Origin of the sequence: Pseudocolwellia sp. AS88 (genome assembly GCF_030551755.1) — a bacterium.
Classification (GTDB): Bacteria; Pseudomonadota; Gammaproteobacteria; order Enterobacterales; family Alteromonadaceae; genus Pseudocolwellia.
Genome location: NZ_JAUPEC010000003.1, coordinates 1 through 13,961 on the forward strand (window position 1 = coordinate 1; position 13,961 = coordinate 13,961).

Below are 13,961 nucleotides of genomic sequence, written 5' to 3' on the forward strand. Positions count from 1 at the left end.
GCCAGAGCCAGAGCCAGAGCCAGAGCCAGAGCCAGAGCCAGAGCCAGAGCCAGAGCCAGAGCCAGAGCCAGAGCCAGAGCGTGGTTTTTTCGCACGTTTAAAGCAAGGCTTGAAAAAAACTAGCCAAAATTTAGGTGGTGGAATATTTGGTTTATTTCGCGGCAAAAAAATTGACGACGAGTTATTTGAAGAATTAGAAACACATCTGTTATTAGCTGATGTTGGAGTTGATACAACGACTAAAATTATCAATTCTTTAACGGCAAGTGCATCTAGAAACCAGTTGAAAGATGCTGAAGCCTTATATGATTTATTAAAGGCTGAGCTGAAAAAAATTATAGAACCCGTCACCCAACCATTAGTAATACCTAAAGGTAATGGACCTTACGTTATTTTAATGGTCGGCGTAAATGGTGTAGGTAAAACTACAACGATTGGTAAGCTTGCGAAACAATTCCAGGCTGAAGGCAAGTCTGTTATGTTAGCTGCTGGCGATACATTTAGGGCTGCCGCCGTTGAACAATTACAGGTTTGGGGTGAGCGCAATAATATTCCTGTTGTTGCTCAGCATACCGGTGCAGACAGTGCTTCGGTGATATTTGATGCTATTAGTTCTGCTAAAACCAAAGGCGTTGATGTACTTATTGCTGATACTGCGGGTCGACTACAGAATAAAGATCACTTGATGGAAGAACTCAAGAAAGTCGTTCGAGTAATGAAAAAACTTGATGTAAATGCACCTCATGAAGTTATGCTAACACTTGATGCAGGTACTGGACAAAATGCACTTAGCCAAACTAACCTATTTGATAAAGCTGTTGGGTTAACAGGTTTAACCTTAACTAAGCTTGATGGTACTGCTAAAGGTGGTGTTGTTTTTGCTATTGCAGATAAACATAATATTCCAATTCGCTATTTAGGCGTTGGAGAAGGTATTGATGATTTAAGACCTTTTAAAGGTGATGACTTTATCGATGCTTTATTTTCTCACGATGGCTAACTGAGCAAACATAATTTATGATCCGTTTTGACAATGTAAGTAAAACTTATCCTGGTGGATTCATCGCACTGAAAGATGTGAGTTTTGAAGTAAACACTGGAGAGATGGTTTTTCTAACTGGCCATTCTGGCGCAGGTAAAAGTACATTATTAAAATTAATGTGCTTAATGGAAAAACCTACAAGTGGCACCGTTGAGCTGAATAACACCGACTTGTCGCGGATCAAATATGAAAATATTCCTTACGCTCGCCGTAATATAGGTATGATCTTTCAAAATCATAACCTGTTAATGGACCGTACTGTTTTTGATAATGTTGCTTTACCTTTAATAATTGAAGGCTGTAGCTTAAAAGAAACACGTAAACGTGTAGAAGCAGCTTTAGAAAAAGTACATCTGCAAAATAAACTTAAATATTATCCTAATATGTTATCGGGCGGTGAACAACAAAGAGTTGGCATCGCTAGAGCGCTTGTTAACAAACCTCCAATCTTATTAGCCGATGAGCCCACTGGTAACTTAGACCCTAAATTATCACTCGACATTATCAAGCTTTTTGAAGAGTTTAATGATTTTGGAGTAACTGTGCTTATAGCGACACATGATTTAGGTTTAATTGCCCGAATGAAATATCGCACACTTACCTTAAAGCAAGGCACCATGATCAACGATGGCCTAATCGAAGGTTTACAAAAGCAAGGAAACCAAGATGCAAGATAATGGTCACTTTGCACGCCCTTCTAATAAATTAGGTTTTTCTGCGCGCTTCGCTGGTTGGGTTATTCGCCATGTTCAGCAAGGTATTGGTAGTTTAGGCGATTTATGGCGCACTCCTTTTACCTCAGTTATGACCGTCTTAGTATTAGGTATCAGCTTAACTTTACCTGCCACTCTGCACCTTTTTGTAAAAAATGCCAAAACAGTTACTGAACAATGGGATTCTGCATCAGAAATCACCTTATTCTTAAAGTTATCTGTATCTGAAAAATCAGCTCAGCAATTGGTGCAACGAATTTCACTTTATACCGATGTTGCCAGTGTTAAATATATTTCAGCAGATAAAGCTCTAAAAGAATTTAAAGTACTTTCAGGTTTTGGTGATGCACTTGAGTACTTAGACGATAACCCTTTACCGGCGACTGTTTTAGTTACTCCCACACAGCGAGCTAGCCAAGCTGAAGCGGCAGGAGATTTATTACTAAAATTAGAGCAAGAAAGAGAAGTCGAGCAAGGAAAACTTGATTTAGAGTGGCTAACAAGGCTTCAAACAATGGCTAAACTGATTGAAGATATCGTTGTTGGATTAGCATTACTATTATGTTTATCCGTGGTTTTGATTATAGGCAACACTATACGTTTAGCTATTTTGAATCAAAAAGATGCAATCGCCATAATGAAGTTAGTAGGGGCAACCGATGCCTTTATTCAGCGACCTTTTCTATATGCTGGTATATGGTATGGCATATTAGGTGGTTTAGTAGCTTGTTTTTGTGTTTATGTTCTTGGTTCATACTTGTCTAATGCTATGCAAGACTTAACCGCTTTGTATCATAGTAACTTTATATTAGAGGGCTTGACGTTTTCAGAATCAATATCTTTAATACTTTGCGCAGTTATACTTGGTTTTTCAGGTAGTTATATTTCTGTTCGTAAACATATAAAATCAATTGAACCAACAGCTGATTAATCACTCTACTCATTATAGTTTTTAAATTTTTGTAATTTAGTTGCTATTATCAAGGTCTATAATAACGACTTGATCATTTTGAACAATTAATCAATTTGGTATTAGTTGATCTAAAGTAACAATTATATACATTTTTACTTGTAAAAGTTGTGATAGCCTGTTGTATCGCCCACTTAGTTACGTTAATGTATTATTTAAATTATCGCGATTAGTATGAAAGTAATGTTAAAATCGCGAGGAATAAAGTATTACGGAGAAAATAGATGAGTAATTCTATACAAACTACAGCACTTACTGTCCCACAAAGTGGAAGTATTGAAGCATATATGCAATCTGCGTATAGCATTCCTATGCTTACAGCAGAGCGTGAAAAAGAATTAGCTACTCGTTTATATAATGATAACGATTTAAAAGCAGCACAAGATCTTATCATGTCGCATTTACGTTTTGTTATACATATTGCTAAAGGTTATGCCGGGTACGGTTTAGCTCAAGCTGATCTTGTTCAAGAAGGTAACGTTGGTTTAATGAAAGCAGTAAAACGCTTTAATCCAGAAGTTGGCGTTAGACTTGTTTCATTTGCTGTACATTGGATCAAAGCTGAAATTCATGAATTTGTATTACGTAACTGGAGAATTGTTAAAGTTGCGACAACTAAAGCACAACGTAAATTATTTTTTAACTTAAGAAAAAATAAAAAGCGTTTAGGCTGGTTTAGTAATGATGAAGTTTCAAACGTAGCAGAAACATTAGGCGTAACCAAGAAAGATGTGCTTGAAATGGAGTCTCGTATGAGTAACCAAGACCAAGCATTTGAACTTTCAACTGATGACGATGATAATGCTAGCGCTTCAAGTTTTTCACCTGCTCAATACTTAGAAGATAAATCTTCTGATTTAGCAGATTCTGTTGAAGAAAATGATTGGAGCAACCACGCAAACAAACGATTAAGTAATGCATTAGTATGTTTAGATGATAGAAGTCAGCATATTATTCGCACTCGTTGGTTAAGTGAGGATAAAACTACATTGCAAGATTTGGCAGATAAATATCAAATATCAGCTGAACGCGTTAGACAATTAGAAAAGAACGCATTAAATAAGTTAAAAACCTCTATGGCGGCATAACCTATTTAATACGATGAAGAAAACCGACTTATGTCGGTTTTCTTGTTAATACAGATATTGATTGTAAAGCCCTAAAAATTAAGGACTTTACATATAAAATAAAAACCTAACAATAATATTAATAACATAGGTAATTTTTGATGCCAGTGAATGCGAATGAAAGCATACTAGCAGCACGTCAGATACCAAAATTAAAATCTTTACTTAAAAAGTATCGTCAAGCTAGAACAATACAGTCTGGACTATTACAACTTTCAGAGTTGGCGAGTTCAGTAACTGATATGAATTCTTTTTATGCAGAACTGCAATTAATTATTAAAACTATACTGGTAACAGATAGCTTTCATATTACTTTAATTAATAACCAACAAAACCTCTCACTCGCCTATTCTCACAATCCTAATGAAAAAAAACTTATCGAGATACAAGAGCGGGAAAGTTGGGAAAATAGTTTAACAGGCTTGGTATTTACACAAGGTAAAGCGATCCGTTGTAATGCAAAAGAAATTGACGAGTTCAGCAAAAATAATAACATAGTCCACAATACCCTATGCCTGGATTGGTTAGGTGTGCCTCTTAAAAGAGGCAATCAAGTTATTGGTGTTATTGCTCTTCAAAGTTATGAAGAGAAGATAATTTTTAGCACTCGAGATTCTCAATTACTAGAATTTATTGCGGAACATTTAGTGACCGCTATCGATAGAGTTAGAAGTCGAGAATTATTAGAAAAAAATATTATAGAACGTACTCAAAAGCTCACTGAAACCAATGAAAAGCTCCAAAAAGAAATTGCTGAACGTCAAAAGGCAGTAAAAATTCATAAAGCCTTATTATCTATTTCTGAAATAACAGCAACGACAACTGATTTAGAGTCATTCTATAAAGTATTGCATCAAGAAATTAATACTCTCATCCCTTCTAATAACTTTTATATCGCGTTAACTTCTCAAAACAATCAGTGGATAGACTTTCCTTATTATAAAGATGAATACCATGATATTGCTGAGTCTAGACCATTTTCAGATGGCCTCACCGAATTAGTCATTGAATCTACAGAGCCTTATTTAATGAAAGATAATAAGGTGATAACACTTGTAGAAGTTGCACCGAAAAATGAGCAACGTTATAAACCGAAAGCTTTAAAAAATAAATTACCGAAAGCTTGGTTAGGCGCACCTTTAGTTGATCAAGGTGTGGCTTTTGGTGTTTTTGCTGTTTATCACTACGAAGATGTAAATGCTTATGAATTAAGTGATTTAGATCTTGTTAAGTTTATTAGTCAGCATATAGCTACGACAATTCTCAGAATAAGAACACAAACTGAAATTCAAAAGAATAATGAAGCTCTTGAACAGGCAATAGATGAACGAACAAAAGAATTACAAAGCACTAACTTGAATCTGCGTATGCAAATTGAAGAAAGAAGAAAAGCTGAAGCTCAGTTATATTACGACGCACATCATGATGCATTAACTAAACTGCCTAATCGAGCTATGTTAATTGATAGATTGGGTTATTCTTTACGTCATTTAAAGCGCCATCCTCTGCATCAATCAGCATTATTATTTATAGATTTAGATCGCTTCAAAATGATCAATGATACTTTAGGTCATCATGCTGGTGATTTGTTCTTAATTGAAATTGCTGATCGGCTGCGTGACTGCGTAAGAGATAACGATATTTTAGCGCGACTAGGTGGTGATGAATTTGTTATTTTACTTGATTCGTTGCAGTCAGAAGATGATGTTGAAGAAGTTGCTAGTCGAATTATCAATAAAGTTGCTGCAGGCTTTGAGTTAGAAGGTCATACCGTACATTCTAATGCAAGTATTGGTATTGCCATGTGCAGCAGTAATTACAAAGACTCCAATGAAATACTCCGTGATGCTGATGCTGCGATGTATCAAGCTAAAAGCTTAGGTCGTGGTCGTTATGTATTTTTTGATGATAGTATGCGAGAGCAACTTATTGCAAGCATGACACTAGAGCAAGAGCTTAGAGTCGCAATAAAAGAATGCCAGTTTGAACTTCACTATCAACAAATATCTGATCTAGAAAATACTAAAATAATTGGTTTTGAAGCGTTATTACGTTGGAACCACCCTAAAAAAGGTTTGTTAACACCTAGCGAATTTCTTTTCATGGCTGAAGAAACAGGTATGATTTTAGATATTGAGACCTGGGTTGTAGAAGATGTTTGTGCCCAATTAAAAACTTGGCAATCTTCACTCGAATACAAAAATATTTTTATTGGTATTAATTTGTCAGGTCGACATTTAACACAATCAAATCAGCTGTTTAAGCTGATCAAGTTAATTGGTGACAATACAGTAGAACCTCATCGTCTTATTTTAGAGTTTAACGAGTCGGCATTCTCACAACACGCTGAACTTGCTTTAAAAGGTTTGAAAAAATTAAAAGAATTTGGTGTTAAGTTAGCTCTTGATGACTATGGTGCAGGTTTATCATCGCTTAACTTCCTACATGGTTACCCTTTTGAATTTATTAAACTCGATAGAAGTTTTATTCATTCTTTAAATCTCGAAAATGAAAACTTATCGCTGATCAAAGCATTACACGAATTAGGTAGTAACTTTGGCTATAGGTTAGTAGCTGAAGGTATTGAAAGTGCCGAAACATTAGAGAAATTAAGAAGCGTTGGTTGTGATTTTGGTCAAGGTTATCATATTAGTCGCCCGAGCCTTATCAAGCAATTTGAAGAGAAAATAGTTAACGTAAGTAATGGGTGATTTTAGGTTTTTTCATAAAAATCAAACTCTAATAACAACTTTTATCCCTTATAAAAATATCCTTCTACCCTAAATGCAATACCAGGTGTTGTTGTGTAGTTTTCTATTTCAGGCCATTCTAAAAAAGGTTCTATTTCGAAAAAGAGCCATTTCTTGTATGCGTTAAATCTGTATCGATAACTTAAAGTATAATTATCTACCACAAAATCACGTTCTCCATTTCTTTCACCTTCAACTTGGAAAGAAGTGACGGATGCTGTTTTTTCATCTAAATGTTTTAATCTGTATAAGCCGTGTTTCCAACGAATACCACTGAAAGATTCAGAACCCTCAATACTATAATTTATTCTATATTGCGTTTTTTGATCTTCTTGAAAATTATATTCAAGTAATAATCTGCTACCAAACCCATCCCCTAAAAAGTAAAAAATTGAAGGTTCAACTTTGAATGCGCTATTTTCACTCCAATTAAAGTAACGTTTATGGCGTGCTCTAACAAATATATCGCCGCCAGAAATACCTAATCGAGTATCAGTATATTTATTTTTACTATTAGTGTGCATGTAACGAAGTGAAGCGGAAAATTTTTCTTCTTCTGGCTGTATATGAGTCGTTTCTAAGGGTAATTGAGATTGATCCGCTTCATCTTCGTCAGATAAAATTAAGTCTACTTTGTTTTTAAAATGTGGCAGTTTTACTTTTACTCTGAATCTTGCTTTTATTTCATCCCAATCTCTGCTTCTAGGACGCCACTCTAGTCTGATCTTTGCGTTTACTTTTGGATTTTGTTGAACACTCCCTTCTTCAGTAAAGAATTCATCAAACCATGCTGCAGACATATAAACCGAATCAGAAACAGCTGAATGGAAACCGTTAATCCATGGAGTTTCTTCTTCATATTCTTCCGTAGAACGCTTTTCTATTTCTTCTGTGGCGTTACCTATAGAAGTAAAACTGAAAAAAAATAGAAAAAACATATAAATGTTTTTCATCAAACTTGAGGTTCCTTGATAAAATTAATGCAAGAAAGAGTGCTTTTTATAACTAAAACTTTATAATAACTCTATTTAAATCATAGGTGAATTTTCATGGGTAATATAGGTATTTGGCAATTATTAATTATTGTAGTGATTGTTGTATTATTATTTGGAACAAAAAAATTACGTAATTTAGGCGGAGATTTAGGTTCTGCGGTTAAAGGTTTTAAAAAAGCAGTAACAGATGATGAAGCAAATAAAACAACTGAAGCTGAAAGTTCAGATGCAATTGCTAATAAAACTGCAGCAGATGATGAAATAAAAGAAACCGCAGAAAAAAAAGATAAAGACCAAGCTTAATTATGTTTGATATTGGCTTCTGGGAACTTTTACTTATTGGAATTATGGGCTTGATTGTTTTAGGCCCAGAGCGTTTACCTGTGGCAATAAGAACAGTTAGAGGCTGGATAGCAAACATTCGAAGAGTGAGTGATAATGTTAAAACTGAGCTCACTGAAGAATTACGTATTCATGAACTTCATACCAATTTGAAAAAAGCCGAAAATTCAAATATGGAGAATTTATCTCCAGAGATTGCAGAATCTGTTAAATCATTAAAAGAAGCTGCAGACATGGTGAATAAGCCTTTTCAGAAAATAGGTGAAGAAGCAAAGAAGCTTGAATCAGACCCTTTACCTACTAAAAAGAATAACGAATGAGTTCACCTACCCAAAATAACTTCACTTTATTTGATCATCTTCTCGAGTTGCGCACAAGATTATTAAAATCAGTTGTCGGTGTGTTGGTCGTTTTATGTTGTTTAATATATTTTGCGCAAGATATTTATCATTATGTTGCTGAACCTTTATTGGCAACTATGCCATTAGGTTCACAAATGATTGCAACAGATGTTGCGTCTCCGTTATTTGCGCCTTTCAAGTTAACTATAGTATTGTCACTCTTCATTGCAATGCCTTACATACTTTTTCAAATATGGTCGTTTGTTGCCCCAGCTTTATATAAAAATGAGAAAAGACTTATTGCTCCACTGATGTTTGGTAGCACTTTGTTATTTTATGGAGGCATCGCTTTCGCTTATTTTGTGGTGTTTCCGGTAGTGTTTGCTTTTTTTAGTTCTGTAGCTCCAGAAGGAGTAACTATTGCAACAGATATAAGCAGTTATTTAGATTTTGTATTAAAACTGTTTTTTGCTTTTGGTATTGCTTTTGAAATACCTATTGCGATCATTTTAATGTGTTGGACTAATTTCACTTCACCGGCAAGCTTACGAACTAAAAGGCCTTACATTGTTGTAGGTGCATTTATTGTTGGTATGCTACTTACACCTCCAGATATTATTTCGCAAACTATGTTAGCTATCCCAATGCTGATATTATTCGAAGTAGGTGTTTTTATTGCTTCTTTTTATTATAAAGAAGAAAGTGATGAGACAGATCAAGAGCAATAGATACATGTGCAATAAACAGTATTGTTCAGTAATATAAACATTACTTACTTATTGAATATAATAAAACTATAAATTTCGTATACCAGCAGGTGCTTTTTTGATTGATATTGGTGTGAATTTATCTAACTCTCGTTTTGAAAAAGACTTAAATGAAGTCATATCAAGAGCGAAAGAAAATCATATCCAACATTTATTGGTGACCGGAACCAATATTGTTGAAAGTCAAAAAGCATTAGCCCTTTGTCAACAATATCCTGATTACCTTTCTTGTACTGCAGGAGTTCATCCTCATGATGCTGATAATGTATCTGAAAACTATTTAGAGAATCTTGAAGAGCTAACAAAGTACTCTGCGGTTAAAGCAATTGGCGAATGTGGCTTAGACTTTAATCGAAACTTCTCTTCGCCAACAAATCAAAAGAATGTATTTAAAGAACAAATCGAGTTAGCTCAAAAGTTGCAATTACCTTTGTTTTTGCATCAAAGAGATGCATTTACCGAATGGTTTGATTTGTTAACGCCTCATATTGAACACATCCCTTTTTTAGTTACTCATTGTTTTACCGGGACTTCAGATGAATTACGTTTATGCTTAGAAGCCGATATGTATGTAGGGATAACAGGATGGCTTTGTGATGAAAGAAGAGGACAAGGTTTAAGAGATATTATCGGAGAAATACCCTTAAATAGATTAATGATAGAAACCGATGCTCCTTATTTAACTCCTAGAACAATAAGACCTAAACCTAAAAGCAGTAGAAATGAACCGAGCTATTTACCTTACATTGTTAAAGAAATAGCTAAGTTAACTGATTATTCTGAGCAAGATATTATTAAACAAACTAATAAAAATGCACGGCATGTATTTGGTTTAGGGAATAATATATGAACCAAAAATTAGCTCTTATTGCTGGTATATTCTGTAGTTTCATATCAATCATGTTTTTTATTTTCATGACAGAGGATGTTATTGGTTTTCATTATGCAGACGTTAAAGAAAATATACTTGCTTATTCTTATTTAATCGAACCTTCCAATACTACAGATGCCTTAGATAAACGTGGATTATTAACCGATGGTTTAGCTATTGGTTCTGCGTTTGCCCTTACTTTTTCAATGCTCCTTATTTATTTAGCTAATGGCCAAAGAGCAGTATTACTTTTATCTGGTTATTTTCTTATTCGAGCTATTATACTGACCTTATTACTAGGTTATGTATTAGAGGTTGGTGCTAGTCGATTTTATACATTATTTGATTTTGATATACCGTTATTGGTTATTTTGTCTAAATTGATGTTGATGTGGTTTGCTTTATTAATTTTTCATATTAAAAAAGAATCGAAAAAAACATATTGGTTAATTAAATCAACCTCTTGGGCTTTGGTTTTGTATTTACCTGTTTGCTTTATATTACCGATAGAAGTGAGCTTTAAGTTAAGTGTTTTTATCGAGCTTGCTGTCGGTTTGTTGCTATTAGCTGCTGCGGTTCAGTTGATACAAAAAAACCAGCGATTATCTGTGTTATTTGCTGCTTTCGTGTTTGCCCAATTAATAATTGATTTACTCAAGATTATTGCTTTATTTAACCTGAATACTGATGTCTACCAAGATTCACCTTATTTATATACCTCTTCATTTTGGCTAAGCGGTTGTTTTACTGTATTTATGCTTAGCCGAGGTTACTACTATCAGATCCAAGATAAAGAAATTGCTGAGCAAAGAGCTTTAGCTAGTTTACAAAAGTCTAAAAAAGCACAAGAAGATTTACTTATCTTAAAAGAAGAAAATCAAGAGAAACTTGAAAGTAGAGTACAGGAACGAACATTAGAGCTAAATATTGCCCTTCAGGAGCTTGAAGAAGCTAATAAAGAGTTAGAAGAGAAAAACACATTAGATGAGTTAACCGGCCTTTATAATCGACGTTATTACGACCAAAAAATTGTAGCAGAGTATCGACGAAGTCGTCGTAATCTAACTCCATTAAGTTTAGTTGTTATTGATATCGATCATTTTAAAAATGTTAACGATACGCATGGTCATATTGTTGGTGATAAGTGCTTAGTTTGGGTAGCGAAAAAAATCAAAGATATTTTAGGTCGTGTAACTGATTTAGGGTGTCGTTACGGCGGTGAAGAATTTTGTTTAATATTGCCAGAAACAGATACTAAAGGGGCTATTTCATTAGCTGAAACTTTAAGAACCTCAATCTGTTCAGAAATATTTGTTGATGGTGATCAGAAAATACCTATCACTATAAGTTGTGGTATTAGTACATATTGGCAGCAACCCGATATTACACCAACAGAAATATTCGATGCTGCTGACCAAGCTTTGTATAAAGCCAAAGATAACGGTCGTAATCAGGTCCAGAAAAAAATTCTGACTGAAACTATAAAGTCTTAATTAAGGTAAAAGAAATGAACAACACATTTGGTCAATATCCCGCTAGACGTTTACGAAGAATGCGCTCAGACGATTTTTCTCGACGCTTAATGTCTGAAAACCAATTAACAGTGAATGATCTCATTTATCCTGTTTTTGTTTTAGAAGGTGAAAATCAACGAGAAACGATTGATTCTATGCCTGGCGTTGAAAGAAAAAGTATTGATCTGTTACTTGAAGAAGCTCAAGAGCTTGTAGACTTAGGCATTCCAGCTATTGCTCTTTTTCCTGTTACTCCAAGTGGAGCAAAGTCTTTACTGGCTGAAGAAGCGTATAACCCAAATGGTTTAGCACAAAGAGCTGTGAGAGCATTAAAAGAAAAATTTCCTAGTTTAGGTGTTATTACTGATGTTGCATTAGATCCATTCACTACTCATGGGCAAGATGGAATTATTGATGACAATGGTTATGTGCTTAACGACATCACTAAAGAGGTTTTAGTTAAACAAGCCATATCGCATGCTCAAGCGGGTGCTGATGTTGTTGCGCCTTCAGATATGATGGATGGTCGAATAGGCGCAATACGTGAAGCGCTAGAAGAGCTAGGTTTTGTAAATACTAAAATACTGGCTTACTCGGCTAAGTATGCTTCTAACTATTATGGCCCATTTAGAGATGCTGTTGGCTCTGCAGGTAACATCAAAGGTGGTAATAAGTTCACTTATCAAATGGATCCTGCTAACAGTAATGAAGCTTTACACGAAGTCGCACAAGATATCCATGAAGGTGCAGACATGGTAATGGTTAAACCCGGGATGCCTTATTTAGATGTGGTAAGAAGAGTTAAAGATAACTTTCAGGTGCCAACGTATGCCTATCAAGTGAGTGGCGAATATGCGATGCACGTTGCTGCGATTCAAAATGGCTGGTTAGAGGAAAAACCATGTGTAATGGAAGGTCTTCTTGCATTTAAACGTGCGGGTGCGGATGGAATTTTGACTTATTTTGCGAAGAAAGTTGCTTATTGGTTAAATGAAAAATAACCAATAAATATTGAAAACGACCTATTCTAAGTTTAGGTCGTCTAATACAGTCAACGACATGCCTAACACACCCAAATACAAGCTTTCTTGTGTAAGCTCATCAATAATTAATGGATGGGCTTTAATCCACCTTTGAGGCAATTGAAAAGAAATATTTCTGTTCGAAATATTAATATTAATGGCTGACAATTCATTATCGTTACGTCTTTGGCAGAATATAATTGCTAGTCTTAATATTATTAATAAATAACAGGCGTTTTCATAGCTTGTAGCGGTTTGTTCTTTTAGCTTAATCAAATCAATGTTTGATTTTTGTAATTGAATAAGTGTCGCTAAAAGCTGCTTATCAACTTGATCAAAACCAGGTAAATCTGAGTTCGCGATCATGTACGCGCCATGCTCTTGTTGGTTTTTAAACTCAAGTAATAAACCTATTTCATGTAATGCACAGCTTGCTAATAATAATTTAAAACTATTATCTTTTTCTAAAGGCAATTGCTGGGCAAAAATATCAAATATAACCTGAGCTTGATTTGATACGCGGAATGCATGCTCTTTATCGACATGAAATCTTTCGGCAATAGAATTAACAGTACGTTGTCTAATGTTAATTTGGCGCATATCAGGAAGCATTTCGTATAACAAACCTTCTCTCAGTGCACCGCTCGAAAGTTGTAATTCTATAAGATCTAAACTTTCAAATATCGCAATTAAAATAGCTAAACCGCTAGCAAACACCGGTTGTCTTTCAATTGTTAAACCTGTGATAGCAATGTTGTCAATATTCTTGCTGTTGATTAAGGCTGTTTCTAAAGAGTAGAGAAAAGGTAAAGATACAATTGCAGGTTGATGGCTAGCACGTAGAATTTCAGCAAGCGCTTGAATAGTTCCTGAGCCACTTAGCACTGATTGCCAACCAACGTCTTTATACTCATGAACAATAGGAGCTAACATAGCTTTAGCTGCGTTTTTAGCGTTGTCCATATTGTTTTTGGAAAGCTCACCACCAATAAAAAATTGCTGATTGTAAGTTACACAACCCATATCGACACTGCATACTTTGATAGCGTCAAATGCATTACCTACAATAAGCTCAGTACTCGCACCACCAATATCGATAACAAGTCTTTTGTCTTCACTTGCACTGGTATGAGCTACACCTAAATAGATTGTTTCAGCTTCTTGAAGACCTGATAAAACAACAATTTTGTGGCCTAAAACTATTTCAGCTTTACTGATAAATTCTTGTGAGTTTGTTGCAAGTCGTAAAGTAGCTGTAGCAACAATTCTGATATTGTCAGGTGGGATATCTTGTAAGCGTTCAGCAAAAAAATTTAAACATTCTAAGCCACGAAGCATAGCTTCATTACTTAACTCATTTTCATTATTTAAGCCTGAAGCCAAACGAACTTTTCTTTTTACTCTATCTACCGTTTGTACACTATTAGCAACTAAACGAGTTATTAACATATGGAAACTGTTAGAGCCTAAATCAATAACAGCATACAAAGGAGACATTGTCATAAAA

12 protein-coding genes and 1 pseudogene are annotated in these 13,961 nt (G+C 34.9%); 11 read left to right on the top strand and 2 right to left on the bottom strand.

Features of this window, described 5'->3' with window-relative positions:
• From ftsY to Q5N69_RS02860, 5 genes are all read left to right on the top strand, one after another.
• On the top strand, window positions 1-1,000 hold a 1,000-nt coding region (gene ftsY / locus Q5N69_RS02840; protein WP_304367338.1), incomplete at its 5' end, for a signal recognition particle-docking protein FtsY.
• A gap of 17 nt (window positions 1,001-1,017) precedes the next feature.
• On the top strand, window positions 1,018-1,719 hold the full coding sequence (gene ftsE / locus Q5N69_RS02845; protein WP_304367339.1) for a cell division ATP-binding protein FtsE: 702 nt from the start codon (window positions 1,018-1,020) through the stop codon (window positions 1,717-1,719).
• Window positions 1,709-2,686: a permease-like cell division protein FtsX gene (ftsX, locus tag Q5N69_RS02850; protein WP_304367340.1), complete on the top strand. Its 978-nt coding sequence runs from the start codon at window positions 1,709-1,711 to the stop codon at window positions 2,684-2,686. The genes ftsE and ftsX overlap by 11 nt, the downstream gene beginning before the upstream one ends.
• A 263-nt stretch (window positions 2,687-2,949) precedes the next feature.
• Window positions 2,950-3,813, top strand: coding sequence for an RNA polymerase sigma factor RpoH (gene rpoH, locus Q5N69_RS02855; RefSeq protein WP_304367341.1), 864 nt, complete (start codon window positions 2,950-2,952; stop codon window positions 3,811-3,813).
• A 140-nt stretch (window positions 3,814-3,953) separates the two neighbouring features.
• Window positions 3,954-6,563 carry an EAL domain-containing protein gene (locus tag Q5N69_RS02860; protein WP_304367342.1) on the top strand — a complete coding sequence of 870 codons (2,610 nt, stop codon included), beginning with the start codon at window positions 3,954-3,956 and terminating at the stop codon, window positions 6,561-6,563.
• 41 nt (window positions 6,564-6,604) lie between these two features.
• On the opposite strand, the gene Q5N69_RS02865 is transcribed toward Q5N69_RS02860, so the two are convergent.
• On the bottom strand, window positions 6,605-7,555 hold the full coding sequence (locus Q5N69_RS02865) for a hypothetical protein (RefSeq protein WP_304367343.1): 951 nt from the start codon (window positions 7,553-7,555) through the stop codon (window positions 6,605-6,607).
• Window positions 7,556-7,651: 96 nt separating this feature from the next.
• Here Q5N69_RS02865 and tatA point away from each other — a divergent pair, with 96 nt between their 5' ends.
• From tatA to hemB, 6 genes and pseudogenes are all read left to right on the top strand, one after another.
• The gene (tatA, locus tag Q5N69_RS02870) at window positions 7,652-7,900 is read left to right on the top strand and encodes a Sec-independent protein translocase subunit TatA (RefSeq protein ID WP_304367344.1); all 249 of its coding nucleotides are present in this window, start codon (window positions 7,652-7,654) and stop codon (window positions 7,898-7,900) included.
• A 2-nt stretch (window positions 7,901-7,902) separates the two neighbouring features.
• A pseudogene (gene tatB, locus Q5N69_RS02875) lies at window positions 7,903-8,193 on the top strand (Sec-independent protein translocase protein TatB); the annotation flags it as partial.
• 62 nt (window positions 8,194-8,255) lie between these two features.
• A complete protein-coding gene (tatC, locus tag Q5N69_RS02880; protein WP_304367346.1) occupies window positions 8,256-9,008 on the top strand; it encodes a twin-arginine translocase subunit TatC in 753 nt (250 codons plus the stop codon).
• Between the two features lie 97 nt (window positions 9,009-9,105).
• On the top strand, window positions 9,106-9,897 hold the full coding sequence (locus tag Q5N69_RS02885; protein ID WP_304367347.1) for a TatD family hydrolase: 792 nt from the start codon (window positions 9,106-9,108) through the stop codon (window positions 9,895-9,897).
• Window positions 9,894-11,411, top strand: coding sequence for a diguanylate cyclase (locus tag Q5N69_RS02890; RefSeq protein ID WP_304367348.1), 1,518 nt, complete (start codon window positions 9,894-9,896; stop codon window positions 11,409-11,411). Before Q5N69_RS02885 ends, Q5N69_RS02890 begins: the two co-directional genes overlap by 4 nt.
• A 14-nt stretch (window positions 11,412-11,425) precedes the next feature.
• Window positions 11,426-12,433: a porphobilinogen synthase gene (gene hemB, locus Q5N69_RS02895; RefSeq protein ID WP_304367349.1), complete on the top strand. Its 1,008-nt coding sequence runs from the start codon at window positions 11,426-11,428 to the stop codon at window positions 12,431-12,433.
• A 21-nt stretch (window positions 12,434-12,454) separates the two neighbouring features.
• Here hemB and Q5N69_RS02900 read toward each other — a convergent pair whose 3' ends face one another.
• Window positions 12,455-13,957: a guanosine-5'-triphosphate,3'-diphosphate pyrophosphatase gene (locus tag Q5N69_RS02900; protein WP_304367350.1), complete on the bottom strand. Its 1,503-nt coding sequence runs from the start codon at window positions 13,955-13,957 to the stop codon at window positions 12,455-12,457.
• Between the last annotated feature and the right edge of the window lie 4 nt (window positions 13,958-13,961).

Coding starts and splice junctions, on each gene's coding strand:
- ftsE (WP_304367339.1), top strand. CDS start 1,018: ATGATCCGTTTTGACAATGTAAGTAAAACTTATCCTGGTGGATTCATC.
- ftsX (WP_304367340.1), top strand. CDS start 1,709: ATGCAAGATAATGGTCACTTTGCACGCCCTTCTAATAAATTAGGTTTT.
- rpoH (WP_304367341.1), top strand. CDS start 2,950: ATGAGTAATTCTATACAAACTACAGCACTTACTGTCCCACAAAGTGGA.
- Q5N69_RS02860 (WP_304367342.1), top strand. CDS start 3,954: ATGCCAGTGAATGCGAATGAAAGCATACTAGCAGCACGTCAGATACCA.
- Q5N69_RS02865 (WP_304367343.1), bottom strand. CDS start 7,555: ATGAAAAACATTTATATGTTTTTTCTATTTTTTTTCAGTTTTACTTCT.
- tatA (WP_304367344.1), top strand. CDS start 7,652: ATGGGTAATATAGGTATTTGGCAATTATTAATTATTGTAGTGATTGTT.
- tatC (WP_304367346.1), top strand. CDS start 8,256: ATGAGTTCACCTACCCAAAATAACTTCACTTTATTTGATCATCTTCTC.
- Q5N69_RS02890 (WP_304367348.1), top strand. CDS start 9,894: ATGAACCAAAAATTAGCTCTTATTGCTGGTATATTCTGTAGTTTCATA.
- hemB (WP_304367349.1), top strand. CDS start 11,426: ATGAACAACACATTTGGTCAATATCCCGCTAGACGTTTACGAAGAATG.
- Q5N69_RS02900 (WP_304367350.1), bottom strand. CDS start 13,957: ATGACAATGTCTCCTTTGTATGCTGTTATTGATTTAGGCTCTAACAGT.